The sequence below is a fragment of the Yersinia kristensenii genome, from assembly GCF_900460525.1.
GTDB classification, from domain to species: domain Bacteria; phylum Pseudomonadota; class Gammaproteobacteria; order Enterobacterales; family Enterobacteriaceae; genus Yersinia; species Yersinia kristensenii.
Genome location: NZ_UHIY01000001.1, coordinates 2,234,548 through 2,257,718, shown reverse-complemented (window position 1 = coordinate 2,257,718; position 23,171 = coordinate 2,234,548). Strand labels below are relative to the sequence as shown.

The following is a 23,171-nucleotide window of genomic DNA, read 5'->3' as shown; positions in this document are numbered from 1 at the left end:
ATATTACGCATTAAATATGACAGATATATTTCAATAAACAGAAGGACATGTTTGTATATCATTACGACTCAGTAAACGTAAGCTATTAACAGGATGCCCCTGTGATTGTTCTATCAAAACCGCATCTTCGTTCAGGCGATAGAAAATAGGATAACTTACTGTATATGGCGTATTTATAATGTTATCCAGATAACGATCTTTATCCTCTATAATAGTCATAGATAATATGTTACCGATGAAAATATTCTCCTTAACATCTACCACATCAAAAGAAATTGTTCTTCTTGCTTTTATATAACCATCATTATCATATACATCAGCAGATGATTTAACCTCCCTCCCAATAATACTAACTCTAGAACAAACATGATATTTTTCTGTTAAATGATTAAAATAATGATTAACTGCCCAGTAACCTTCTATATCTTTCATTGGATGAACGTAGGAATACCCCCTCCCTAAGACATATCCTAATCCAGCACCAAATAAAATTCCAAAACATACTATTTTCGTCATTTTTTTTCGCATTCTAGCCCCCTATTCTGAAGTTTGCAGATAGTGTAATCACCATTTTTTTGTTTTTTTAAAAACACATAGGGATCTTTATTATAGGAGAACAAAAAATCCTTATCGCGAACTTCATCTAAATTCACTAAGATAGGTAGTTTTCTCACATTAATAATTTTCACCTGATAATGATTGGATGTCATATTGAATGAAATAAATAAAAAAAAACAAAAAGCAATAAACGTAATGATTTTGCAAGTAAAACCAATAGACTCCGAGGATGCATAGATAAGTTTATCTTTAAGATGATCGACAAAATCAATACCAGTAATTAATGAATTTGGTGTGAAACCATTGATGGAAAAATCAGGTTTAATCCCAATACAATATCCTTTCTTAGGAATTGTGGTAACTAATTCATGTTTTTTATCATCCAAAGCATGCCGTAAATTACTAATCGTTTGAGTTAACGTATTGTCAGTAACATAACTTCCCGACCATATTTTCTTCTCGATATTCTCACGAGACATGGCCTCCGGATAGTGAGAACACAATAAAGACAAAACTTCAGATTCTTTATTCCTTATCTTAAGGATACACCCTCTTTTATTAAGGGTTCTTTTTCGTGGAGAAAAAATAATATCACCAATAATTATTTCATCCATTTTATTTCTCACATTTAAAAATATAACTTAAGAAACTAACAGAAATGACAACATTAAACCCTAACTGGAGGATATAAAAAAAATCAAAAACAATAATTTCAATAAAAATTAAATAGTCATAAAAATAGCAACCACTTAAACTTATCAATCTATCAAAAAAAATAGATTAGTAATAAAAAATGTAAATCATTATTTTATAAATTATAAGATACAATTTGCAAAGTAGTAATAAAAATAAACTTACTCTATAGAAGACACACATGAAAACCAAAAAATACAAACTTGTTTTATTAATCATACCAATTATTTTTGGATGTGAATCAAATAATAAAAAAAATTCATTTAATGAAGATGTAATAGAAAAAATAACGGCCCTTACATCGGGCATCCATTTTCTAAAGGAAATATGTTTGCGAGAAGGTCTACCTAATGAAAAGGAGATAATCAATGTGGCAATTAAAGCACTGAGAAAAGATAAAGAGAAAAGTACCTATGAGTTTCATACAAAAATAGCGACTCTGACTAAGATAAGATATGAAGAAATAAAATCACATAAGATAGATGACAAGACAAAATGTCATGAACTTGAAAAAATCCTTAAACGCTTTATTAATATAATAAACTCGTAATATAATCACCCCAAAAAATATATCCAACACCAGCTAACGAGATATAAGGTCCGAATGCTATGAATTTTCTTTTTTCATTTGAAAATCTATCAATAACCACATAGGAAATAATACCCAAACTGGAGGAAAATAAAACCAGAAAAGGTATCGCCGTTATGCCAAACCAAGCCCCTAAGGCCGCCATTAACTTAAAATCACCATATCCCATACTATCAATATCTTTTAATAGTTTAAATATCCAATAAGGTAGCCATAAAAATACATAACCCATTACTGCACCAAGAACTGAAAATGACAAGGATGAAAAAGTATCATTTATATTTAAAACAAGCCCGCACCAGAGTAATGGTAATGTAATACAGTCGGGAAGAATATAGTAGCTAAGGTCAATAAAGGCCAAAGCAATAAGAGCCCAAACTAATAACAAACTACAAAAGACTAAATAAACATCTTGAACAAAAAAACCGATAATCAAAGTCAGGGATGCCGTCAATAGTTCGACAATGATGTAACGAGGATTTATTTTTCGGTTACAACATTTAGTCATACCTCGTAAAAAAAACCACCCCAATATGGGTATATTATATTTAAGTGGCAAGGGGCTATAACAATGTGGACAAAATGATTTAGGGAAGCACAAATTAAACCCACGTTTAAAAGTATCGGCCTCTTTTTTATTTATAATATTTTCAGGAACAGCATCTAAAAGCATAATAGGAAGACGATAAATAACAACATTTAAAAAACTTCCCACACATACCCCAAGAGAAATATAAATTAAAAGCCAGGTAAAAAAGTGTATATCAATCATAATATTATTCTATACCTTCTTATCATTTACATAATAGAGTCACATAACCATTAACATAATCATTATCTTTATTAATGGTTATATTAGCGTTAATTATTTCAAATCTTTCATCTTGCGATAGTATAAGAAAGACATTAAGAAGTTGAGAAAAATCAGCCATTTTAACTTCCAATAAAATAGAGTTTTGTTGTAAATAAGTAATTTTTAATGCAATAGAGTTTTCATTAAATAATTTCATTAATGTATCATTCAAGCTTTCACTAGAAAGTTCACTAACTCCAGAGTTTGAATTCCTTTTCATCTTTAGCCTCTCAGCAATAGATGATAGACTGGTAACCTTACTGTTTAATATATCGTATTGTTGTGAATTTCTTTTATTTTCCCATGATAACTTCATAGCAAAACAAAAAATGATAAGTGCAATAAAAAAAACAATATTCGGTTTGAATGATAATAAAACTGAACTATTTTTGTTTGATTTCATAAACAGTATTCAAATATTATATCGCGAGTTCCATTATCATTTATTTTTTTTAAAACACTAAATCCTTCACTTTTTTCATCTACTTTTTTTAATTCTACATCTATCTCACTCCCCTTCGACACTGCTACATTAAAGCTGATTTTATTCTGTTTTTTATCAAAGACAATACTATTTATAGTGGCATCAGTCTTGCCAAAAACCTCACTCGCCACATGCAGAAAATGAATAAAGTCATGACCTATCATATGAGTATGATATATACTCTCATGAACATTAATACTTTCCATTTCCTCATATTTTTTCATGGCCGGATATTGAGTATAAAAATCCTGTAAGACTACATTTAGCATATGGATATCTCGTAATATATCAATTTTATAAAACCACGAATTTAAACACATAACTATAGATAATAAAAAACACAAGTGAATAGTTCTATACATAGGCGCATTATGAATAATTTTTTTTCTATGCCGATAGTATCTTCCTCTCAATAAATTAACATTATTATTTTCAAGATTATCTACCATAATGCGTAGTACTTCGCGATAGTGTATTGAATGAGAGTCGGTTGTTTGAACATTATGGTGGCTAAGTAAATTTTCAGGAAGAGATAATGACTTTGACCGATATAACACTTCAAATATATCTTCCTTAATTGAAAAACCCGACATATCACCGTTTCTTATTATCCATTCATTATCTAATTTTATTGAAAACCATTTTCCATCACTAAATGGTAATGTTAATACATCCGGGATCATAGCGGTCGCAGATATACCTGCATCCTTTAACCACCCTAACCAAACATTCATTAACTCATGCTCAATGGCAGCTATGTAACAAAAAGTACTATCTGCTTTTAGTATCACTACATGGAAATCTTCTATATTACTAACAATCGAACGCTCAATAGAGAAAGCAAGGGATTTTTTATTATTTAATATCTCTTTATTCTTTATCCTAATTCTTCTAAAAATAACAAAACTAGCGGGAATTAATATTTTAACATCACAATTAAACCATATAGAAATGCTCTTCAATTCAGTATAATGATCTATCATTCCATATTCTTCACCCTCTTCTATTTTGGCATACCAATAAATGGGATCACTTGTATGGTTCCCCAACCTAATCATTAGTGTTGATCGAGGGTAATCTACTTTTTTTATATTCTTCACTAAAGCTCAATCTCCGTTGTAATACAGTAACATCTTTCTCATTCATATGAAAAAGACTCATTAACTGATGCACTCCCCCCTTACTCTCTAACCTAAAAATAGATAAGAAATAATATTCATCATGTAAAAACCTCAATCTATTAATATCTCTAATTTTATTAATATTATTTATATCTATAATGGAGTTGGTTACAATGAAGTCAAAAAACGACTCAATAATTTCAAGTTTATTATTATATTTAAACAATATTAGTTTGTTAATATCAATTTCATTTATTTCATTCATAAAAATGGCTTGTAATAATGGGCTATGCTTAGCTTCAAGAGTATTTATATTAATTAATAATGTTGTATCATTTCTATAGCAAAGAAATGGGATTATTTTCAAAAAATCCTCATCATCAATGTTAAGTAAACTACCTATCGAGTCACCCACTAAGAGAGCATTCCTTATAGCTAATATTGAATGGCTATATCCATTATTAATATTTCTCTGTTTTGAACTATCTTGATAAGCATGGTTAAAATCCATTATTATTTCATTTAATACTGTTGATTGTATATTATTTAGTTGAAGAAGATATTTTAATACTAACCAAGGGTAGATATAATCATCATTGTTAATATAACTAAGATTGTAGTGAAGAGTATTTACATTAAAACAATTTGTTTTATCAATTATCTTATAATGCACATCTCTATTATTTACTCTTATAACTGACTCTGAAGTTAATAACATCGATGGAATAGCTTCAAAACTTACTTTATTTGATATTTTTTCAATTATATTCTTTAGCAAAACATCCTCAGAACTCAGCAGTAATCTTTTGTTAGATTGATTAAGTTGACTATTAGCCACAAAATAAAACATATCAATTAGATAAAAATAGGCAATAGAAACCATTAAACTCATCAATAGAGTAACAGATAAAACAAGTAATAGAGCAACACCACGTTGTTTCACTTATTCATCCTTAGTTAAACAGTCTTATTTAATAAAAGAATAACTTTTCTTATAGTGCCTATATTTTCCATCTCGAGAGTTAACTCAATTCCCTCAGGTAAATGGGCCATTTCGTCCCACTTATTTAACCATTTATTTTTATGATAAACTCTAATACGAAATGCAGTCACACCATCTAGAATTTTTGATACTGTCGGTTGATTTTTATCTAAGTGATATGATAGTTTTTCTAAAATATTATTCCTTAATCTATACCCTAATACTTGTGATTCCATGCGGTAGGGAAAATCAGTATTAATACTAATGTCATACGAAAAGTAAATGCCAAAGTCATCACTATCCAATAAAAACTCACCCATCCTGATACTATTATCAAATGTCTGATTGTGTTGTGAATAAACATATATCATTATATGTGAAATTTGATGGTCTAGTATATTTATCACGTGCCGTAACTTATTGACCTGTTTTGATTTTTTATTAACTGCGCTACTTCCTTGGCTAACAACAGTCATGGCTTGGTAAACAGTTAAGCTTATTAAAGTAAAAATAATTATAGCTAATAAAGTCTCTAATAATGTAAAACCTTGAGCGGGACGTTTATTCATTAATGACGCGATACCCTTCCAGGATAAAAATAGGCTCTTTACTGATTTCTTGGCTACGAACTTCAACCGTCAAGACACCTATCGTTTCACTTATGACTTCTCTTGATTGCCAATACCATAATTTGTTGACAATAAAATCGCTTCCTTTTATCCAATCTTCAGTTTGCTCTATTCTTTCCAATTTAATTTGAGCTAAAACATTCTCCGCAATCCACGAGGCCGATACCCTATCTTCGAGTGTTTTGACCCATAGTAATTGTTCACTAATAATCGCCATGATTCCGATACCTACAACAGAAAAAATTGCCATTGATAGTATGGACTCTAGCAATGTGAAACCCGAGCAATATCGCAAGTATCACCTATTACACCCTAAAGGCCCAATTATTTATAAACCGTTTTTAGTGTCATTTTTTACTAATGATGTTAACCAGTTACCTATATCATCTTCAGTCCCTACTTCTCTATCTGGACCAGCTGAGAATATATCAATATCCTCATGTCGGCCGGGATTATTCATCAGATATGAGTTACCCCATGGGTCTTTTGGTAATCGTCTAATATATCCACCATTAGGGTAAATACGTGGAATCGGCAGATCTATTGGTTTAATAACTAATGAAATAATACCTTGCGATTCAGTTGGATAGTAACCATTATCCAACTTATACATATCTAATGCATTCCCTATTGCTGCGATATCACTTAATGCCTTTTGCTGGTCAGCTCTACTTTTATTTTCCATTAAACTAGGTACTGTCAAGCTAGCAAGCAAGCCTAAGATAATAATAACCACCATCATTTCTAATAATGTAAAGCCATTATTTTCAATATTACCCATAGATATCCTTAGATAAAATCATAAAATCAAACTATTCATTTCCAGTATTGGTTGGAATATTGCCAAGACAATGAAAAATATAAATGTAGCCATGAAGATCATTATTATTGGCTCAATTAATATTACAAAGATATTTATTTTATCAATTAATTCCTGCTCTTGAATATCTGTTATTTTTTCCAAAATAATATCTAGCGTTCCACTACGCTCGCCAGATACAATCATATGTAAAATCATAGGGGAGAATCCATTGCTATGGGCTAGAGATGATGACAGGCTACCACCTTCCCTAACTAATTTTGCAGCATGTTCTAATCCCTGTTTTATATATAAGTTAGTTACCACAGAACTACTAATTTCCATCGTCTTAATCAGACTAACACCATTAGAATTTAAAATTGTCATCATTCTTAAATATCTGGATATGTTTAAAATAAATATTGCTCTACCTAAAATTGGTATTCTCAGATAATAGTATTCAAAAATTATTTTTATCTTTATTATTTTTAATAGTCCATACCCCCCCACAAAAACAACAATTAAAATCATAGCAATGAACAAAATATTATCTTCAACCCAATGACTCGTCACCATGAGGACTCTAGTAGATAATGGCAAAACTTTATCATAAGAAATAAACTGCTCAATTATATTAGGGATTATTACAGACAATAGTATTATTATAACGCCTATAGATATTAAAATTAAAATAACAGGATAAACTAACGCTTGAATTATTTTATTCCTCACCTTATATGCTTGTTCGATATGATCGGCCAGCTTAGATAGAACCAAACCCAAATGACCTGATAGTTCACCTGCGGCAATCATAGATCTGTATAGTGAATTAAAAACAACCGGAAATTGAGAGAGTGAATCGGAGAAAGAATGACCTTCAAGGATTTTCTTTCTTATCTCATGAATCACGCTGTTAACATTATTTTTCGCACCTTGTTTTTCAATTATCTCCAGTGTTTCGTCTAATGGTATTGAAGCATTAACTAAAATAGACATCTGTCTGGTAATTAAAACAAGATCCATGTTGTTTATTTTTTTAATACTGTTAGCCCAGCGTAAAAATAAGTTTTCATGCTTGAGTTTGATACTTAATAAAACTAATTTTCTTTGATAAATAACATGTCTGGCTGACAATATATTTTCAGCAACAATACTGCCTTTTATTTTTATACCTTTATTGTTAATAGCTGAATAATTAAATATCGGCATGTTTATCTTCTAAACTTACCCTCATTACTTCTTCTATTGTCGTGAGGCCTATAATTATTTTTTCAATACCATCTTTCTCAATGCTGCGTATATATCCCTTAGCTACTTTATTTAATTCAAGTTCACTGTCCCCTTTATAAATACCCTCACGTAACTTGTTATTAATAATTAGCAATTCATGTAAAGCGATTCGCCCACGATAACCTGTTTTATTACAATGATTACAGCCAACAGCACGAAAGCCATGTCCCTCCATAGGAGTTTGATCATAAATATTCAACATTTTTAGAGCATCCTGCGGGTAAGAGTATTGTTGTCTGCATTCAGCACATAATCTTCTAACTAAGCGTTGAGATAAAACAGCCAACAATGAACTCGATAACATAAATGGTTCAATGCCCATATCTTTGAGTCTAGTGACAGCACCAATCGCACTGTTAGCGTGCAATGTTGATAAAACTAAATGCCCAGTTAAAGAAGCTTGAACTGCTATTTGTGCGGTTTCTGCATCTCGTATTTCACCGATCAAAATAACATCAGGGTCTTGGCGCAGAATTGCTCTTAAGCTACGTGAAAAAGTCATATCGATCTTTGAATTAACTTGCGTCTGAGAAATTCTATCTATGTCAAATTCAATAGGATCCTCCACTGTCATGATATTCCTTTCGCATGCATCTATTCCCATTAATGCAGCATAGAGCGTAGTGCTTTTACCTGCACCAGTAGGCCCAACGATTAATATAATACCATGAGGTTTAACAACCAATGATTTCATAGTGTGGCAGTTTTTTTTCGACATCCCCAAACATTCTAAATCTAGTTTAAGGCTATTTTTGTCTAATAGGCGCATGACAACTCGCTCACCATGATTTACTGGCAATACCGAGACACGAACATCCAATGATCGTCCGGCTAAACTGAGCGCCATACGGCCATCTTGTGGGATACGTTTTTCTGCAATATCTAATTTTGCCATGATTTTAATTCTAGAAACTAATAATAACGCAACTCGACGTTGTAGTTCTAATATGTTTTTTAGTACACCATCAATACGAAATCTTATAATTATTTTCTCATCGAAAGATTCTATATGTATATCTGAAGCTAATTCCTTAATGGCCTCTACCAAGATTGTATTTATTAGTTTTATTACTGGGGCTTCATTGTCACTATCGAGTAAATCCTCACTAATGGGAAGATCACCACTAAACGAATAAATAGCAATTTCATCACTTATAGCATTCATTATCTTATGTGATTGTACTGAGCTATTTTGATATACGGTAGCAAGTTGGAGGTCAAACTCATCATCGGCCACGATTTGGAGCCCAATAGGTTGATTGCCGACTCTGTTACCTTCAAGTATTGCCTCAAGAGAAGCGGAGTTACGGCAAATAATATGGTAACCTTGTTTAACAGGCGCTAAAATAACACCATTATCCCTTGCCCAGCTAAAAGCTAATGGCAGTAATTCAGATTTACTTAGGGTCATATTTTACCCCTATCATTTCATAAAATTTTACTATGTCATTTTTAAGAGAGTTGAATTCATCATTATTTATTTTATCTGATAATATTTCTATAGGTTCTTTTATATCTATAGAATACAAATTATTATGCTCAGCATATTTATCTGCCGTAACTTTACTATAATCATTCGTCTCTCTGAGTATTGTTGGCCTGATAAATAGAATCAGGTTACTTTTTTCAATATTTTCTTTCCTCTGCTGGAATAGTCGACCAATTAAAGGAATATCACCTAAAAAAGGAACTTTATTTATAACCTTACTCAGTTTTTTATCTAATAGCCCCCCAACGACAACTGTTTCACCACTTTTAACCAATACTGCATTGTTAACAACTCTCTTATTAAAAACCGAACCTAAATTATTGGCATTAGTACCAGAACTGTCAGCAACACTTGATACCTCTTGCCGAATTTCCAGCAGAACTGAATCACCTTTATTTATCTGTGGTTTGACTTTCAGCATAACACCAACCGATTGTCTCGAAATCGAGTTATATACCTTATCTGTAGCCGTTGTTTGTGTCGAAGTCAGCACCGGGACTTCTTGACCGACATTGAACTCAGCCTCCATATTATCTAGAGTGACAATACTTGGCGTAGCAAGAATATTATTATTTGAATTAGTTGCCAGAGCAGTGAACAGACCATCCCAATTTCCTTTGTAGAAACCGGCTGTTAACCCTGATATTACCGTGGGTATGGGGTTTTCACTGTTATTATTTGCTCTTATTCTATCTGGATTTTGGAGAAAATTAACCCCCCCATGAAACTTATTAGCCCATTTAATACCCAGATTTAGCCCTTCTCCATTTTGAGTTTCAACTATAATAGCTTCAACCAATACCTGAGCCCGTCTAACATCTAGTTTTTCAATAACCTGATCTAATTCTTTCATTATTTTTGAATGAGCAGTAATCACTAAAGCATTTGTCTGATCATATGCCCTTATAGACACATTTCCAGCATTGCTTTTCCCAACCAATTTTTTAGTATTATCACTTTGAATTCCATTGCTGACACCATTTAATACATCCAATAACTTTGATGCCTGAGCATACTTCATATAAACAACTTTAGTAGTTCCATCGTTATCTTGTTGTTGGTCAAGCCTCTTTATCATTTTAATAGCTCTTTTTCTGGTATGGCTATCACCACTGATTAAGACTGAATTAGTTCTCTCATCTGCAATAACTTTCCCGGTATTGAATAAATCTTTTTTAGTTGTGCTTACTGGATTTATAACTTGATTGACTAATTTAATAATATCGGCAGCTAGGGCATGATTCAATTGATAGAGTTCAATCTCTGCATCCCCAGGTTGGTCTAATGTGCCGATAATACTATATAAACGATTGACTACCGCTGCACGCCCTGTAATAAGTATTACATTTGATGGATCATAATTAATAATGCTTCCTGACTCAGTATTATCATTTAACTGACGGAGTAATGGAGCCAAGTTCTTCGCTAAAATATATTTAAGTTTAAAAACCCGGTTAATAAGCTCATCACCTTGGGTTTCTTCTGCATTCTTTTGTAGAGGAACAACTGAGTTTTTTGCACGTTTTGCAGGTATGACCTTTAATATATCATTAGGCATTTCAACGACTGTGTACCCATAAACATCAAGTACGTTTAGAAAGAACTGATAATATTTATCTTTATCTAATTGTTCAAAACTACGGACGCTAACCACTCCTTGAACTTTGGGATCTATAATTATAGTTTTATTAATATTCTTACTCACCGTATTAATAAACTCTTTTATATCAGCATCTCTGAATGATGCTGAGAAACTGGAACCATAGACTACTATAGGTAAAGCAGAAGCTAAAATAATAAATTTCAATAACTTCATACAAAATAAATTTAATCTTAAAAAAACCTCAACTATATTAGCATAGGATAAAAATATTTTATTATTACAGTACATGAAAAGCCCCTTTATAAAAACATAAGGGTGATTGAATCATAATATTACAAGCGTGTAATACCCTCCATTTTCATTGACTATAATCCGGTCTTTTAATATCTTAATGATAGTAATAGCGTCTATTTTATCACCCTCTAAGTATAAATTTTGTTTCCTCTTAAACTCTAGAATAGCAATAGAGTTTGCCTTATCCGTATGCTCTAATACCCCCACTAACTTTAGAGTACCAGTATAAAGTGGTGAGTTTGAAATATTTTCAAACTCTATGATTATTTCTTTATCATCCTCTTTATATTTTCTTTTAAAAAAAATAGTATTCTTTATTTCTTCTACCATTTTAGTTTTATTTATCAAGTTAATATCTTCTCCGTTATCCCATTCACCTTCATATAATAATGGAACTGTTCTTTTACTCCCCCCCATCACCATATTAAAACCAACGCTAACTTGATAAAAAAAGCACAATATGATAATAATTTCCAGTATAATTTTTTTCCTATTAACTAATATTTTATAGGGTGTTATGACTATCAGATTAAAAAATGATAACACCCTGACCTCTCATGCGCGATTTAGTGAAATATAATATAAGAACAGAATACTATTATTAATATCCAACAAACCTATCTGTTGTCTTACTTGATACCATAGCACTCAAGATCCCTGAATCTAATCTAAGTCCGTATCTATTTATGGTTTTTACGATTCCATCAGGTATACCAGCATTTTTCAGATGTACTCTGAATTTATGTATCAATTGATGATAGTTATTATCTGAAATGCTCTTATGATTTTCATACCATACAACCTTAATAATATCTTGTTTTCTATTGACATCATTAAACAAGCACATTACCAATCTCTTTTGTTTTTCATTAATATCAATAGTTAATTTTTTAGAGTGGAAATGTATTTTATTCATACAGCAATCCAGTGATATCTCTTTTTCATAGTCAATCACCCCTTTACCATTAATATCAATAAACTTACTACCAGAAACAACAGAGACTGTATCAACGTACATATATAACCCCTACAAATATATTCACTCAGTTAATAACAATTAATCACACTACAGATGTGATAAGAGAACTAGTGATTAGTATCGTGCTTACTTAATGAATAAATCCAATTAAATTATATTTTTTAATTATATTTGATATTTTAAATGACTTTCCTATACAAAAAAACATCCCAATGATAGAAAAAAACGACCAGATTGTATAATGATACAATTAAACCATGCATTAACAATGATGATGAAATAACTCAGCCATATAAAGGAAATATTTCCATTTCAAATATCTATACATTACTTTATTCATTTAGAAAAATACACGCAACCACTGAGTTAACATACAATAATAATTAAAAAACTCAAGAAATAAATATTATTTAATAATGTCAAATCAAGTTGTTTACTATTGAAACATAATAATAACATTATATGTACTTTTTACTTGTCTCTGTAAGGTCTATTTATTGATTTATATAATTCATATAGCTTAAGGTTTAACTAAAATACTCTCATCACTATATATGTCTATTTTATCGTGCAACCCTTGCTTTAAACATATAACCACAAATTTTAATTACGACCAAGAGTGTTATGTCAATAAAAAAAATTACAGGATATATAAATTAATATTAAACTGAAAAAATTTGATATTCCCCTTGAGAGCGCCCAAGGGGAATTGAGAACCTCGAGTTATTACATGAAGAACTCGACTTCACCGCCATTTAGGTTATACATACTGCCTACAATCTTCACTTTCCCTTCTTTCTCTAATTTATTAATTATTTCACTATTTTTACGAATCTCATCAATAGTGTGCTTCACATTATTCTTCGCGACAGCATCTACATATTTTTCGTTTTTACTACTCTTCTCACCGTCAAATTGAGTCGTTTTAATCGCGGGCTTAATTTTATCGAGGAGACCAGTCAGGTTGCCAAGTTCTACGTTATCAATAGCGCCTTTGACAGCACCGCAAGCAGTATGCCCCATGACCAAAATAACTTTTGCCCCCGCGGCAGCACAAGCAAACTCCATGCTACCTAACAAATCATCATTAGAAATATTACCGGCAATCCTGGCATTGAATGTTTCACCAATTCCTGTATCCAGAACAATTTCAGCTGGCGCTCGGGAATCAATGCAGCTCAATATAACTGCCGCAGGGAATTGTCCTTCTGCACTGCTGCGTTTTTGTGCGAGATAATCGTGTTGTTGCATTTTCCCGGAAACAAATCTTTTATTACCTTGCTTCAATCCCTCTATTATCTGATCGGGTGTTAATTTATCCCGTTCTTCTCGTGTCAAAGAGGCTGCATATGATATCTGAGGTAGCCCTAGCCCAATCCCGCCAATAACACCCGCAGCGGTGATGCCCAAAGCAGCTTTTAGCACAGTCCTTCGGCTATTAGGATGGCTATCTTCTGAACAACAACCGGTTATCTTACTCATACTCTCTCCTTCAAATTATTGTTGTTATTTTCGATGCTGCGCAATTAATGAGCAGTCTATTAAATGTAGTACATCCAACTTGTTTTACGCGATAGATAATAGATAGATTACGAAAAAATAAGCCGATTCTTGATTTCTAACCACCCAAACTACATGTTGTTATTAAGTTCTCGATGGTTATCCCTCATCCATTGCGCCAGAGAGTCCAGTGTTGGCTTTAATGTTTTTCCTAAAGAGGTAATCTCATATTCAACACGTGGCGGCACTTCGGCATAGATTGTGCGATGAACCAACCCACGTTGCTCAAAAGCACGCAGTTGTCGGGTCAGCTCTTTTTGGGTAATAGGGGCAATCGCCCGCTGTAGCTCACCAAATCGAATCGGGCCAGCAGTCACTATCAAACGATAGAGAATAGGTATTGCCCATTTCCCGGCAATAAGCTCAACGAATTGCACCATTGGGCACTTTTCTTCTGCGATGACGCTAGCGGATAGCGATTTATTTTTAGGTGTGAGGGGCTGATAAGCTGTCATTACATTCCTGCTCCATCTTTAGTATCAAATTGGTACCTACTATACTTTAGATACTTTTATATTAAAAATAGTCCTCCATTGCTCTCAATAGGAAGGCTCATCATGAATCGTTTGAAAGATAAGTATGCATTGATTACCGGTGGTACTAGCGGTATCGGGTTGGAAACTGCGCGCCAGTTTCTGGCCGAAGGGGCAACTGTCGCGATTACCGGCCGAAATGAAGCCGCATTGCAAGCGGTACATGCCGAACTCGGAGAGCGTGTTTGGCTATTAAAAAGTGATGCCAGCAATATCGCCGACCAATCGCAACTGGCGGCTAAACTTGCTGAAAGCTGGCCACATCTGGATGTCGTTTATATCAATGCTGGTGATGTGACTCACAATCCAATAGAGGAGTGGGATGAAACTAGCTTTGAACGAGTCATCTCAACCAATCTAAAGGGCCCTTTTTTCCTGTTGCAATCATTGCTTCCACTGCTGGCTAACCCCGCGTCTGTCATTCTTTGCGGTTCGGCAAGTGTCCATATTGGTTTGCCCCAAAGCAGTGTTTATGCCGCCAGCAAGGCGGGGTTACTTTCTCTTGCGCGGACATTATCCGGCGAGTGGAGTGACAGAGGAATTCGGGTTAATGGGCTAAGCCCTGGGCCGACACAGACTCCTGCCCTGCAAAAACTGGGGTTATCCGGTAGTGAAGAAGAAAAACTGACAGAGCAAATTCGTCAGTTAGTGCCGATTAAAAGAATGGGAACACCGGCTGAAATTGCTCACGCAGCAGTATTTCTGGCTTCGGATGAATCCAGTTTCGTGGTCGGAACGGAGTTTCGGGTCGATGGCGGCGTCAGCAGTCTTTAGCTGGAAATTAGTCACTTACTGAACATATTGTCTTCAAAATAAATTAGGTGCAGATTGAAACATATTCTTGATGGCACACTAAAGTGAGGCGAAATGATGAAGGCCGCAATCGTTCAGACCTTGGGAAAGCCCCCTGTTTTGGGGCAATTTGCTGAACCCACCCCTATAGCGGGTGAAACAGTAGTGAATGTTATCGCCGCGGGTATTAAACAACTTGATCGCGCCATAGTGAGAGGAACACATTATTCAAGTCCGAAAATTCTCCCCATTGTGCCAGGCACCGATGGCATTGGGTCTCTATCGGATGGCTCACGAGTATATTTTGCTTCATTCCGCCCCCCTTTTGGCGCGATGGCAGAAAAAGCAGTCGCCTCTTGGTATGTCCCGGTACCGCCTGAGGTTAATGATGCCACTGCGGCAGCATTGATTAATCCGGGATTAGCCGCGTGGCTGCCCCTTGTCTGGCGGGCTAAAATCCAACCAGGTGAAACAGTGCTGATTATGGGTGCTACCGGCACTTCCGGCAAACTGGCTATCGCTGCCGCGCGTCATCTTGGTGCGGGTAGAATTATTGCGGCGGGCCGACGCCAGGAGGTTTTGGCAACACTGGGGGCCGATGCCACGGTGGATCTGACCTTACAAGGAGCGGAGCTGGCGGACGCATTTGTTCAAGCCGCAGGGCCGACGGGTTACCATGTGATTGTGGATTATATCTGGGGGCCAGCGACTGAGGCGCTTTTCGCCGCACTGACCCGCCATGATTTAACATCTCACGCCAATGATTCAGATCGTGGTATCCGCTTGGTTAATGTTGGATCCATGGCCTCTCCGACGCTACAGCTTCCTTCCGCCGTTTTACGCAGTGCCAATCTGCACCTACTGGGCAGTGGTACCGGTAATTTCCCGCCAATCCCTGAGTTGAAACAAATTGTGACGGATATCTTCAGCCTCGCGGCACAGCAAAAAATCAGCATTGACACCCAAGTTCATAAGCTGGAAGAGGTGGCGGATGTCTGGGATCTGAATAAAAACAGTGATATCCGCTCTGTTTTGTCCATCAAATAAAGTCAGCATCGGGTTGGGCTGTTATAAGCACCAACCCGTGTTAGTCTTATTAAGATGTTTGAACAAAACGGTCGAGCTGCCTGCGCAATTGGTCGTTTTCTTTCTTGAGCTGGTCAATTCTCTCCAGCAGAGTCAAGGTCATGGCGACGCCTGACCAGTCCAGATCTAACTCATTTTGCAAGCGCCGGGCGCGTTTCAGACAGCTCAATGCATCCGCATCAAAAACCCAAACCCTGGCCGTGGGCTCTAACGGCACAATCACTCCCAGCCCGACGACCTCGACCAATTCATCCTGCATTATCCCCGTTGACTGGCATAATTCAGTTACGGTGTAGGTAATTTCGATATCAGCCATACTCTGTTACTCCCATCCAGTCCGAGGATTAAATGCCGCCTGCTCTGACAGTTGTTGCCAAAGCGCCCGCGTTTTCTCATCTGGTTTCGGTGGCATGACCACTTTAAGGATTGCGTACAGATCGCCAGTGCCTTTTTTACTGACCAGACCTTTGCCTTTGATGCGTAACCGCTGACCACTTTGGCTACCCGCTGGAATGGTTAAGGCAATTTTTCCCGTCAGTGTTGGCACCTCAACACTGGCACCCAATGCCGCTTCCCATGGGGCTAGCGGTACGACTATTTGTAAATTCTGACCATCAATATCAAATAACGGATGTGGTGCAATACGAATAATCAGGAATAAATCACCATTGGCTCCGCCTGCAATACCCGGCGCCCCCTGCCCTTTAAGGCGAATGCGCTCACCATCACCCACACCGGCAGGAATTTTTACTTTCAATGTCTTCGAGGTTTCAGCACCCGGGAAGCCGGATTCATCAATGGTCGGTATTTTGTAAGAGATCGACCGAGTTTGTTCAGCTAACGTTTCTTCTAAAAAGAGGGGGAACTCCATCTCAAGATCCTGCCCGCGCACCCCATGAGATGCTCGGTGAGATGAGTGTTTAGCTGAAGAGGCACGGTGACCAAAGAAGGATTCGAAAAAGTCTGAGTAGTCGTGAGCGTCGCCACCGGCACGGCTGTGCCATTGTTGACCACCAGCAGCCTGTCGTTGACCAAACTGATGCTGGCCAAACCCTGGGTCATTACGGTGCAATCTTAACTCGTCATACTCAGCTCGCCGCTCGGTATCCTTTAATACTTCGTAAGCCTCGGCAACTTCTTTAAACTTACTCTCTGCATTAGCTTCAGAACTAACATCCGGGTGGTACTTACGTGCCAGCCGGCGATAGGCTGTTTTAATCTCTTTTAGGGAAGCTGTGGGCTCGACGCCCATAACTGCATAATAGTCTTTGAATTCCATGCGGTTATATCCTTACATTCAATGTTCAATTATACCCGCCATACTTCAAGCTACATGTGTGTTGGCTGCGCTCAATAACCCGAATCACTTACTTATGTAAGCTCATCGGGATTCTCTCACCTGCCGCCTTCCTGCAACTCGAATTATTTAGAGTATAGGTATATCCCCATCAGACTTAGATAAAACCTATTTATGTCTATTCCCGATTTTTTCAATCCCGTTAGCGGGTAACCTAACCATAAACTATAGCGCTAACTGCCTGATTGTGGGGAATCGCCCCTTATTGGCGTAAACTATTCTGGCATCACATGAGTATTACAAATCATATAACTGATCCGTCGTCTTATTGGCCGCAGGCAGGGTTCTTTTCTGATTAACCTGCTTCACCGATGAGCGAACAACCAATTTGCCTTGCAAAAGAGTATTGCTAAAAGGGGCATCGGGCCGCAATAAACGCCGTTGTAATAACTGGATAGCTTCCGCCCCCAATTCATCGCGCGGAACATGCACCGCCGTGAGCGGAACATCATGAATTTCTGCCAAATTAAAGCCATCCATGCTCATAACTGAAATACTCTCTGGCACATTTATATTCAATTTATTCAGTGCATTAACAGCGCCAACCGCCATATAATCGCCCCCCGCCAAGATAGCCGTGGGCAGTTGGCTCTTATCCTCACAGCCAGCCATAAAGGCAGTGATGGCCTGCTCAGCTTCTTCTGCACCAAAGCCGTGAGTGGTCACCAGATGTTGGTTATCATCAAAATGCATATTATTGCTGGCGAATGCCTCTTTAATTCCCACCAACCGCAATTCCATAGTATTACGCCGTAAACATTGCAAGGTTAAAATACGCCGATGCCCTTGTTGTATCAGATAGTTGGCAGAAAATTCACCGATCAATTGGTGATCAGGAGAAACACTGTCCAGTGACATTTCTTGGTCGCGACAATTTATTAATACCGAGGGTTTATGCACGCCAGCCGCTAAAGTATGAATACGCGGGTCATCGATGCCAATAATAATTGCCGCTTCCGTCTGAGGATGGGTCATTTTTTCCAGAAATAGAGCGATATCGCAGTGAGTTTCAGATAGCCCGCAATAGCGAATCATCACCTCATGTTGACTGACTGCTTGCGTTATTCCCTGAATGACTTTGTAGTAAAAGATATCAGTGCGCACATCAAAGGCCCGATGTGGTGCAAATACCATAATGTTATTGAGCATTAATCGCCCACTAGATAAATTCTGTAAAATCCCCTGTGACTGCGCATAGGCCATAACCCGCTGTTTTGCTTTCGCGCTGGTATTCGCTTTGCCGGCTAAAACTCTGGATACAGTGCTAATTGAAAGGCCAGTCTGATTAGCTATTTCTTGTATTTTTAGCTTTCCATTCATTTTGTGATCTCTCTCAAATTAGCAAATGAAAAAATTTTCATGCCCCATGAATCCCTTATTCAGGGCGCTATCCAATATAAATGCTGAAATATTACTCAGCTTATGAAAATTTTTTCAAAAAAACGCGTATTAAAGCCAATTTAAGCTAGTTACCTTGTTTTAACCAAAATAATCAAGTTTTGGTAAACCAATTTTAAAAACTTATCAGTCCGGTTATTTTTGATTAAATATAAAAATATCAACAATATCAATTTGTTATTGTTTATTGGCCTAATTTAGCGTGAGTTAAATCACATTAAAACTCAGCTTAATCTTAATAACCAAAAATGGATCTTACCAAAACAATAAGTTGGTCCGGTTAATTTGCTACCGACTAACACTAGGAGGCTGGGATGAGTGTTGAGGTTAATCAATCCGCAAAAGTGGTTGGGCGACGGAAAATAAAGTCATTACGCTGGTGGATGCTGGCGCTATTTTTACTTGGGGTTACTGTTAACTATATTACCCGTAACTCGCTGGGTATCCTCGCCCCTGAATTAAAAACCAGCCTGAATATGACCACTGAACAATATTCATGGATAGTGGCATCATTCCAGTTGGCTTACACCGTATTTCAGCCGCTCTGTGGCTGGTTAATCGATGTCATCGGTTTGAAGATGGGGTTCCTGATCTGCGCCAGCGTTTGGGCGGTGGTGTGTATGATGCACGCTGGGGCGGGCACCTGGTTCCAACTGGCCGTATTGCGCTTCTTTATGGGCAGTGCTGAAGCCGCCGCCACACCAGCAAACGCCAAAGCTATTTCGGACTGGTTCCCGAAAAAAGAGCGCCCTATTGCGGCGGGCTGGGCTGGCGTCGGCTTCTCTATCGGTGCGATGTTAGCACCACCGATTATCGTGCTGGCCCATGTTGCTCTCGGCTGGCAAGGCGCCTTTCTTTTCTCCGGTGCCTTAGCCATGGTGTGGGTGCTGTTATGGTGGCGTTTTTATCATTCACCAGATACCCACCCCAATCTGAGCAAAGAAGAATTTGAACTGATTCATCAGGATAATGAGCCTGTATTACCACGGCTGCCATTCCTAAAATCCTTAGCTATCCTCAGTAAAAACAAGAAATTCTACGGCATTGCTATCCCCGCATTCCTGGCGGAACCGGCCTGGGCCGTGTTTAGTTTCTGGGTTCCGCTGTATTTAGCGACCGAGCGCGGCATGGATTTGAAGCAAATCGCCATGTTCGCCTGGCTGCCCTTCCTCGCGGCAGATATCGGCAGTGTTGCCAGTGGCTACTTAACCAAACTTTATCAAAAATGGTTCGGTTGCAGCCGCATTAACTCGGTGGTGGCCAGTTCAGTCACCGGCGCCTTCATGATGGTCTCACTGGCCTTTGTTGCCATTACCCAAAGCCCCTATCTGGCGATTGCATTAATCTCGATTGGCGGCTTTGGTCATCAGGTTATCTCCTGCATGCTCAGCGCATTAGTAGTTGAATCTTTTGATAAAAATCAGGTTGCTACTGTCAACGGGCTACGGGGTTCTTCGGCCTGGATAGCCAGCTTCCTGTTTACTTTATTAATCGGCGCCGTGTCCGACACCATCGGCTTTAACCCACTATTTATCGCCATGGGCTTCTTCGATTTGATTGGTGCCGTGTTCCTGGTCTCCCTGTTTGCTGAGCGCCGTAATAAAAATCAACCGGCCGCCTGATGCGATACCTTTAAGAGATAAACTAAGATGAAAACATTAAAAAACTGGTCATTAATCAATGAATATCCTGATCACCTGGAACTACTGGTCGATGACCGTCATATATTTTGTCTATATGTATTAGAGCCAAACCTCTGCCGCGTGCTGATTAAACGCAATGGCGAGCTGGCACTGAACCGCACCTGGAGCATCGCGCCAGAAGGAGATGTTCCGTGGTCTGGGCGTGATCGCCTGAGTCTGGCGGGTTTCTCCGTGCCGGGTTATCAGTTGCAGCGCCATGAACAACAATTGATAGTGACCACCGACTGCTTGCGAGCCACTATTCATCAACCGCTGTATTTGGAGTGGGAATATAAAAATCAGCACGGCGAATGGCAGCCTCTAGCAGCAGATAGACCAACCAGCGCTTATTTACTCAGCCCACAAGGAGAAGCGATTGCTCACTATCAACGCCGCTATCCTAATGAGCAATATTATGGACTGGGTGAGAAAGCCGGTGACCTTAACCGTGCTGGTCGCCGTTTTGAAATGCGTAATTTAGATGCCATGGGGTACAACGCCGCCAGCACTGACCCACTTTACAAGCATATTCCGTTCACCATTACTCGCCGCGATGATGTGAGTTTCGGCCTGTTTTATGACAATTTAAGCAGTTGTTGGTTGGATTTAGGTAACGAGATTGATAATTATCATCTGGCTTATCGCCGTTATCAGGCCGAAGCGGGTGACCTTGATTACTATATGTTCCTCGGCCCGAAAGTGCTGGATGTCACTAAAGCCTTTGTTCGCCTGACCGGTAAAACCCAATTTGGCCCGAAATGGAGTCTCGGCTATAGCGGCTCCACCATGCACTATACCGATGCCCCCGATGCACAGGTGCAATTACAAAAGTTCATTACTTTGTGTCAACAGCATGATATTCCCTGTGACTCATTCCAGCTCTCGTCCGGCTATACCTCCATCAATAATAAGCGCTATGTTTTTAACTGGAATAACGACAAAGTGCCGCAGCCAAAAGTAATGAGCCAGGCGTTTTTGCAAGCCGGTATCAAATTGGCTGCCAATATCAAACCTTGCCTATTGCAGGATCATCCTAAATATCAGGAAGTTGCAGAGCGCGGCTTATTTATTTGTGATGGCGAAACCGGGCTGCCGGAGCGCTCCTCATTTTGGGACGACGAAGGTTCTCACCTTGATTTTACCAACCCAAAAACCGTGGATTGGTGGCAGGAAAACGTCACTAAGCAACTGTTAGAACTGGGTATTGGCTCAACCTGGAATGATAATAATGAATACGAAGTGTGGGATGGCGAAGCGCGATGCAATGGATTCGGTGAATCTATTGCCATCAAACACATCAGACCGGTAATGCCTTTGCTGATGATGCGGGCCTCAATGGAAGCTCAACAGGCATTTGCGCCAGATATGCGCCCATATTTAATATCACGCTCCGGCTGTGCCGGGATGCAGCGCTACGCCCAAACCTGGAGTGGTGATAACCGTACCAGTTGGCAAACGCTGCGCTATAACATCCGCATGGGGCTGGGCATGAGCCTGTCTGGGTTGTATAACCTCGGTCATGATGTCGGCGGTTTTTCGGGGGATAAACCGGAAGCTGAATTATTTATTCGCTGGGTACAAAACGGCGTGATGCATCCGCGATTTACCATTCACTCATGGAATGACGATAACACTGTCAATGAGCCGTGGATGTATCCCGCAGCCACGCCAATGATTCGCGATGCAATGGCATTACGCTATCGGCTATTACCTTACTTTTATACATTACAATGGCAAGCCACTCATGATGATGAGCCGATGTTGCGCCCAACTTTCCTCGATCATGAGCATGATAGCGGCACGTTTACGGAAAATGACGACTTTATGCTGGGCCGTGATTTACTGGTTGCCAGTGTAGTGGAGCCGGGGCAACGCCGGCGCGAGGTCTATCTGCCAGATAATCATGTCGGTTGGTATTGTTTCCATACCGGCCAATGGTATAGCGGCGGGCAAACCATTGTTTTAGATGCGCCACTGGAACGCCTGCCGCTGTTGGTACGGGCCGGGGCCGCACTACCACGGTCAGGACGTATTGCTTTTGTGAATGCTGCGCAAGATACCCAACGCGAGTTGGCGCTTTATCCGACCAAAGGGGGCGGTCAATCTAGTGGGATGCTGTTTGAAGATGATGGTGAAAGTCACCGCTGGCAGCAAGGTTATGCATTATGGCTGAGCTGGCAGGTGACAACCGATAATCACCGCATTGATATTACTTTCAGCCGCACGGGAAGTTATCAACCTGCCTGGCATGAATTGACGATTAATCTGCCGGAACACGAGCAGCGCAAGTTGTATATCAACGGGGTTGCCAGTCATCAATTACAGTTAAGTCAATTAGGGTAATCAGCGGATAAATATATAGCTGGCCATCATAAACGGGTTCGATGCTTGAACCCGCTT

24 protein-coding genes are annotated in these 23,171 nt (G+C 38.2%); 5 read left to right on the top strand and 19 right to left on the bottom strand.

The window, feature by feature from the left end:
* Positions 1 to 30 precede the first annotated feature (30 nt).
* Both DX162_RS10330 and DX162_RS10325 read right to left on the bottom strand, forming a co-directional pair.
* A complete protein-coding gene (locus DX162_RS10330; RefSeq protein ID WP_032820869.1) occupies positions 31 to 528 on the bottom strand; it encodes a hypothetical protein in 498 nt (165 codons plus the stop codon).
* Positions 513 to 1,172: a winged helix-turn-helix domain-containing protein gene (locus DX162_RS10325; RefSeq protein ID WP_098081123.1), complete on the bottom strand. Its 660-nt coding sequence runs from the start codon at positions 1,170 to 1,172 to the stop codon at positions 513 to 515. The genes DX162_RS10330 and DX162_RS10325 overlap by 16 nt, the downstream gene beginning before the upstream one ends.
* 260 nt (positions 1,173 to 1,432) lie before the next feature.
* Here DX162_RS10325 and gspS point away from each other — a divergent pair, with 260 nt between their 5' ends.
* On the top strand, positions 1,433 to 1,801 hold the full coding sequence (gene gspS, locus DX162_RS10320) for a type II secretion system pilot lipoprotein GspS (protein WP_098081120.1): 369 nt from the start codon (positions 1,433 to 1,435) through the stop codon (positions 1,799 to 1,801).
* Here gspS and DX162_RS10315 read toward each other — a convergent pair.
* From DX162_RS10315 to DX162_RS10250, 14 genes are all read right to left on the bottom strand, one after another.
* The gene (locus tag DX162_RS10315) at positions 1,782 to 2,612 is read right to left on the bottom strand and encodes a prepilin peptidase (protein ID WP_004392578.1); all 831 of its coding nucleotides are present in this window, start codon (positions 2,610 to 2,612) and stop codon (positions 1,782 to 1,784) included. The genes gspS and DX162_RS10315 overlap by 20 nt on opposite strands.
* A 22-nt stretch (positions 2,613 to 2,634) precedes the next feature.
* Positions 2,635 to 3,096 carry a hypothetical protein gene (locus tag DX162_RS10310; RefSeq protein WP_098081117.1) on the bottom strand — a complete coding sequence of 154 codons (462 nt, stop codon included), beginning with the start codon at positions 3,094 to 3,096 and terminating at the stop codon, positions 2,635 to 2,637.
* Positions 3,093 to 4,277, bottom strand: coding sequence for a type II secretion system protein GspL (gspL, locus tag DX162_RS10305; RefSeq protein ID WP_227744196.1), 1,185 nt, complete (start codon positions 4,275 to 4,277; stop codon positions 3,093 to 3,095). The genes DX162_RS10310 and gspL overlap by 4 nt, the downstream gene beginning before the upstream one ends.
* The gene (locus DX162_RS10300) at positions 4,228 to 5,241 is read right to left on the bottom strand and encodes a type II secretion system protein GspK (protein WP_004392581.1); all 1,014 of its coding nucleotides are present in this window, start codon (positions 5,239 to 5,241) and stop codon (positions 4,228 to 4,230) included. Before DX162_RS10300 ends, gspL begins: the two co-directional genes overlap by 50 nt.
* 14 nt (positions 5,242 to 5,255) lie before the next feature.
* A complete protein-coding gene (gspJ, locus tag DX162_RS10295) occupies positions 5,256 to 5,849 on the bottom strand; it encodes a type II secretion system minor pseudopilin GspJ (protein ID WP_032820871.1) in 594 nt (197 codons plus the stop codon).
* Positions 5,842 to 6,204, bottom strand: coding sequence for a type II secretion system minor pseudopilin GspI (gene gspI / locus DX162_RS10290; protein WP_086017149.1), 363 nt, complete (start codon positions 6,202 to 6,204; stop codon positions 5,842 to 5,844). Before gspI ends, gspJ begins: the two co-directional genes overlap by 8 nt.
* Positions 6,205 to 6,237: 33 nt before the next feature.
* On the bottom strand, positions 6,238 to 6,690 hold the full coding sequence (gene gspG, locus DX162_RS10285) for a type II secretion system major pseudopilin GspG (protein ID WP_004392584.1): 453 nt from the start codon (positions 6,688 to 6,690) through the stop codon (positions 6,238 to 6,240).
* 18 nt (positions 6,691 to 6,708) lie between these two features.
* Positions 6,709 to 7,917, bottom strand: coding sequence for a type II secretion system F family protein (locus tag DX162_RS10280; RefSeq protein WP_032820872.1), 1,209 nt, complete (start codon positions 7,915 to 7,917; stop codon positions 6,709 to 6,711).
* Positions 7,904 to 9,409 (bottom strand): type II secretion system ATPase GspE, encoded by a 1,506-nt coding sequence (gene gspE / locus DX162_RS10275; protein WP_032820873.1) that lies wholly within the window; start codon positions 9,407 to 9,409, stop codon positions 7,904 to 7,906. The genes DX162_RS10280 and gspE overlap by 14 nt, the downstream gene beginning before the upstream one ends.
* Positions 9,396 to 11,303 carry a type II secretion system secretin GspD gene (gene gspD, locus DX162_RS10270; RefSeq protein WP_004392588.1) on the bottom strand — a complete coding sequence of 636 codons (1,908 nt, stop codon included), beginning with the start codon at positions 11,301 to 11,303 and terminating at the stop codon, positions 9,396 to 9,398. Before gspD ends, gspE begins: the two co-directional genes overlap by 14 nt.
* Before the next feature lie 111 nt (positions 11,304 to 11,414).
* Positions 11,415 to 11,807, bottom strand: a complete 393-nt coding sequence (locus DX162_RS10265; protein ID WP_004392589.1) for a type II secretion system protein N — start codon at positions 11,805 to 11,807, stop codon at positions 11,415 to 11,417.
* A gap of 178 nt (positions 11,808 to 11,985) precedes the next feature.
* Positions 11,986 to 12,402, bottom strand: a complete 417-nt coding sequence (locus DX162_RS10260; protein WP_032820876.1) for a winged helix-turn-helix domain-containing protein — start codon at positions 12,400 to 12,402, stop codon at positions 11,986 to 11,988.
* A gap of 687 nt (positions 12,403 to 13,089) precedes the next feature.
* A complete protein-coding gene (locus DX162_RS10255) occupies positions 13,090 to 13,845 on the bottom strand; it encodes a carbonic anhydrase (protein ID WP_032820877.1) in 756 nt (251 codons plus the stop codon).
* Positions 13,846 to 13,994: 149 nt separating this feature from the next.
* Positions 13,995 to 14,378 carry a winged helix-turn-helix transcriptional regulator gene (locus DX162_RS10250; protein ID WP_004392591.1) on the bottom strand — a complete coding sequence of 128 codons (384 nt, stop codon included), beginning with the start codon at positions 14,376 to 14,378 and terminating at the stop codon, positions 13,995 to 13,997.
* 102 nt (positions 14,379 to 14,480) lie between these two features.
* Between DX162_RS10250 and DX162_RS10245 the strand changes: the two genes are divergently transcribed.
* The gene (locus DX162_RS10245) at positions 14,481 to 15,230 is read left to right on the top strand and encodes an SDR family oxidoreductase (protein WP_004392593.1); all 750 of its coding nucleotides are present in this window, start codon (positions 14,481 to 14,483) and stop codon (positions 15,228 to 15,230) included.
* 96 nt (positions 15,231 to 15,326) lie between these two features.
* A complete protein-coding gene (locus tag DX162_RS10240) occupies positions 15,327 to 16,295 on the top strand; it encodes a quinone oxidoreductase family protein (RefSeq protein WP_032820879.1) in 969 nt (322 codons plus the stop codon).
* A 49-nt stretch (positions 16,296 to 16,344) separates the two neighbouring features.
* On the opposite strand, the gene cbpM is transcribed toward DX162_RS10240, so the two are convergent.
* From cbpM to DX162_RS10225, 3 genes are all read right to left on the bottom strand, one after another.
* On the bottom strand, positions 16,345 to 16,650 hold the full coding sequence (cbpM, locus tag DX162_RS10235) for a chaperone modulator CbpM (RefSeq protein ID WP_004392595.1): 306 nt from the start codon (positions 16,648 to 16,650) through the stop codon (positions 16,345 to 16,347).
* 6 nt (positions 16,651 to 16,656) lie between these two features.
* Positions 16,657 to 17,613: a curved DNA-binding protein gene (gene cbpA / locus DX162_RS10230; RefSeq protein WP_004392596.1), complete on the bottom strand. Its 957-nt coding sequence runs from the start codon at positions 17,611 to 17,613 to the stop codon at positions 16,657 to 16,659.
* 315 nt (positions 17,614 to 17,928) lie between these two features.
* A complete protein-coding gene (locus DX162_RS10225) occupies positions 17,929 to 19,011 on the bottom strand; it encodes a LacI family DNA-binding transcriptional regulator (protein WP_004392597.1) in 1,083 nt (360 codons plus the stop codon).
* A gap of 392 nt (positions 19,012 to 19,403) precedes the next feature.
* On the opposite strand from DX162_RS10225, the gene DX162_RS10220 reads away from it, so the two are divergent.
* Positions 19,404 to 20,711: an MFS transporter gene (locus DX162_RS10220; RefSeq protein ID WP_004392606.1), complete on the top strand. Its 1,308-nt coding sequence runs from the start codon at positions 19,404 to 19,406 to the stop codon at positions 20,709 to 20,711.
* 27 nt (positions 20,712 to 20,738) lie between these two features.
* Entirely contained in the window at positions 20,739 to 23,114 is a 2,376-nt protein-coding gene (locus DX162_RS10215) for a glycoside hydrolase family 31 protein (protein ID WP_004392607.1), read from the top strand.
* Positions 23,115 to 23,171: the final 57 nt, after the last annotated feature.

What these genes read in the sequence shown, in the direction of transcription:
- DX162_RS10245 (WP_004392593.1), top strand. Translation starts at nt 14,481, where the DNA reads ATGAATCGTTTGAAAGATAAGTATGCATTGATTACCGGTGGTACTAGC.
- DX162_RS10255 (WP_032820877.1), bottom strand. Translation starts at nt 13,845, where the DNA reads ATGAGTAAGATAACCGGTTGTTGTTCAGAAGATAGCCATCCTAATAGC.
- gspJ (WP_032820871.1), bottom strand. Translation starts at nt 5,849, where the DNA reads ATGAATAAACGTCCCGCTCAAGGTTTTACATTATTAGAGACTTTATTA.
- DX162_RS10260 (WP_032820876.1), bottom strand. Translation starts at nt 12,402, where the DNA reads ATGTACGTTGATACAGTCTCTGTTGTTTCTGGTAGTAAGTTTATTGAT.
- gspS (WP_098081120.1), top strand. Translation starts at nt 1,433, where the DNA reads ATGAAAACCAAAAAATACAAACTTGTTTTATTAATCATACCAATTATT.
- DX162_RS10265 (WP_004392589.1), bottom strand. Translation starts at nt 11,807, where the DNA reads ATGGTGATGGGGGGGAGTAAAAGAACAGTTCCATTATTATATGAAGGT.
- DX162_RS10215 (WP_004392607.1), top strand. Translation starts at nt 20,739, where the DNA reads ATGAAAACATTAAAAAACTGGTCATTAATCAATGAATATCCTGATCAC.
- DX162_RS10310 (WP_098081117.1), bottom strand. Translation starts at nt 3,096, where the DNA reads ATGAAATCAAACAAAAATAGTTCAGTTTTATTATCATTCAAACCGAAT.
- DX162_RS10225 (WP_004392597.1), bottom strand. Translation starts at nt 19,011, where the DNA reads ATGAATGGAAAGCTAAAAATACAAGAAATAGCTAATCAGACTGGCCTT.
- DX162_RS10330 (WP_032820869.1), bottom strand. Translation starts at nt 528, where the DNA reads ATGCGAAAAAAAATGACGAAAATAGTATGTTTTGGAATTTTATTTGGT.
- DX162_RS10315 (WP_004392578.1), bottom strand. Translation starts at nt 2,612, where the DNA reads ATGATTGATATACACTTTTTTACCTGGCTTTTAATTTATATTTCTCTT.
- cbpM (WP_004392595.1), bottom strand. Translation starts at nt 16,650, where the DNA reads ATGGCTGATATCGAAATTACCTACACCGTAACTGAATTATGCCAGTCA.
- DX162_RS10325 (WP_098081123.1), bottom strand. Translation starts at nt 1,172, where the DNA reads ATGGATGAAATAATTATTGGTGATATTATTTTTTCTCCACGAAAAAGA.
- DX162_RS10240 (WP_032820879.1), top strand. Translation starts at nt 15,327, where the DNA reads ATGAAGGCCGCAATCGTTCAGACCTTGGGAAAGCCCCCTGTTTTGGGG.
- DX162_RS10250 (WP_004392591.1), bottom strand. Translation starts at nt 14,378, where the DNA reads ATGACAGCTTATCAGCCCCTCACACCTAAAAATAAATCGCTATCCGCT.
- cbpA (WP_004392596.1), bottom strand. Translation starts at nt 17,613, where the DNA reads ATGGAATTCAAAGACTATTATGCAGTTATGGGCGTCGAGCCCACAGCT.
- DX162_RS10220 (WP_004392606.1), top strand. Translation starts at nt 19,404, where the DNA reads ATGAGTGTTGAGGTTAATCAATCCGCAAAAGTGGTTGGGCGACGGAAA.
- gspG (WP_004392584.1), bottom strand. Translation starts at nt 6,690, where the DNA reads ATGGGTAATATTGAAAATAATGGCTTTACATTATTAGAAATGATGGTG.
- gspD (WP_004392588.1), bottom strand. Translation starts at nt 11,303, where the DNA reads ATGAAGTTATTGAAATTTATTATTTTAGCTTCTGCTTTACCTATAGTA.
- DX162_RS10280 (WP_032820872.1), bottom strand. Translation starts at nt 7,917, where the DNA reads ATGCCGATATTTAATTATTCAGCTATTAACAATAAAGGTATAAAAATA.
- gspE (WP_032820873.1), bottom strand. Translation starts at nt 9,409, where the DNA reads ATGACCCTAAGTAAATCTGAATTACTGCCATTAGCTTTTAGCTGGGCA.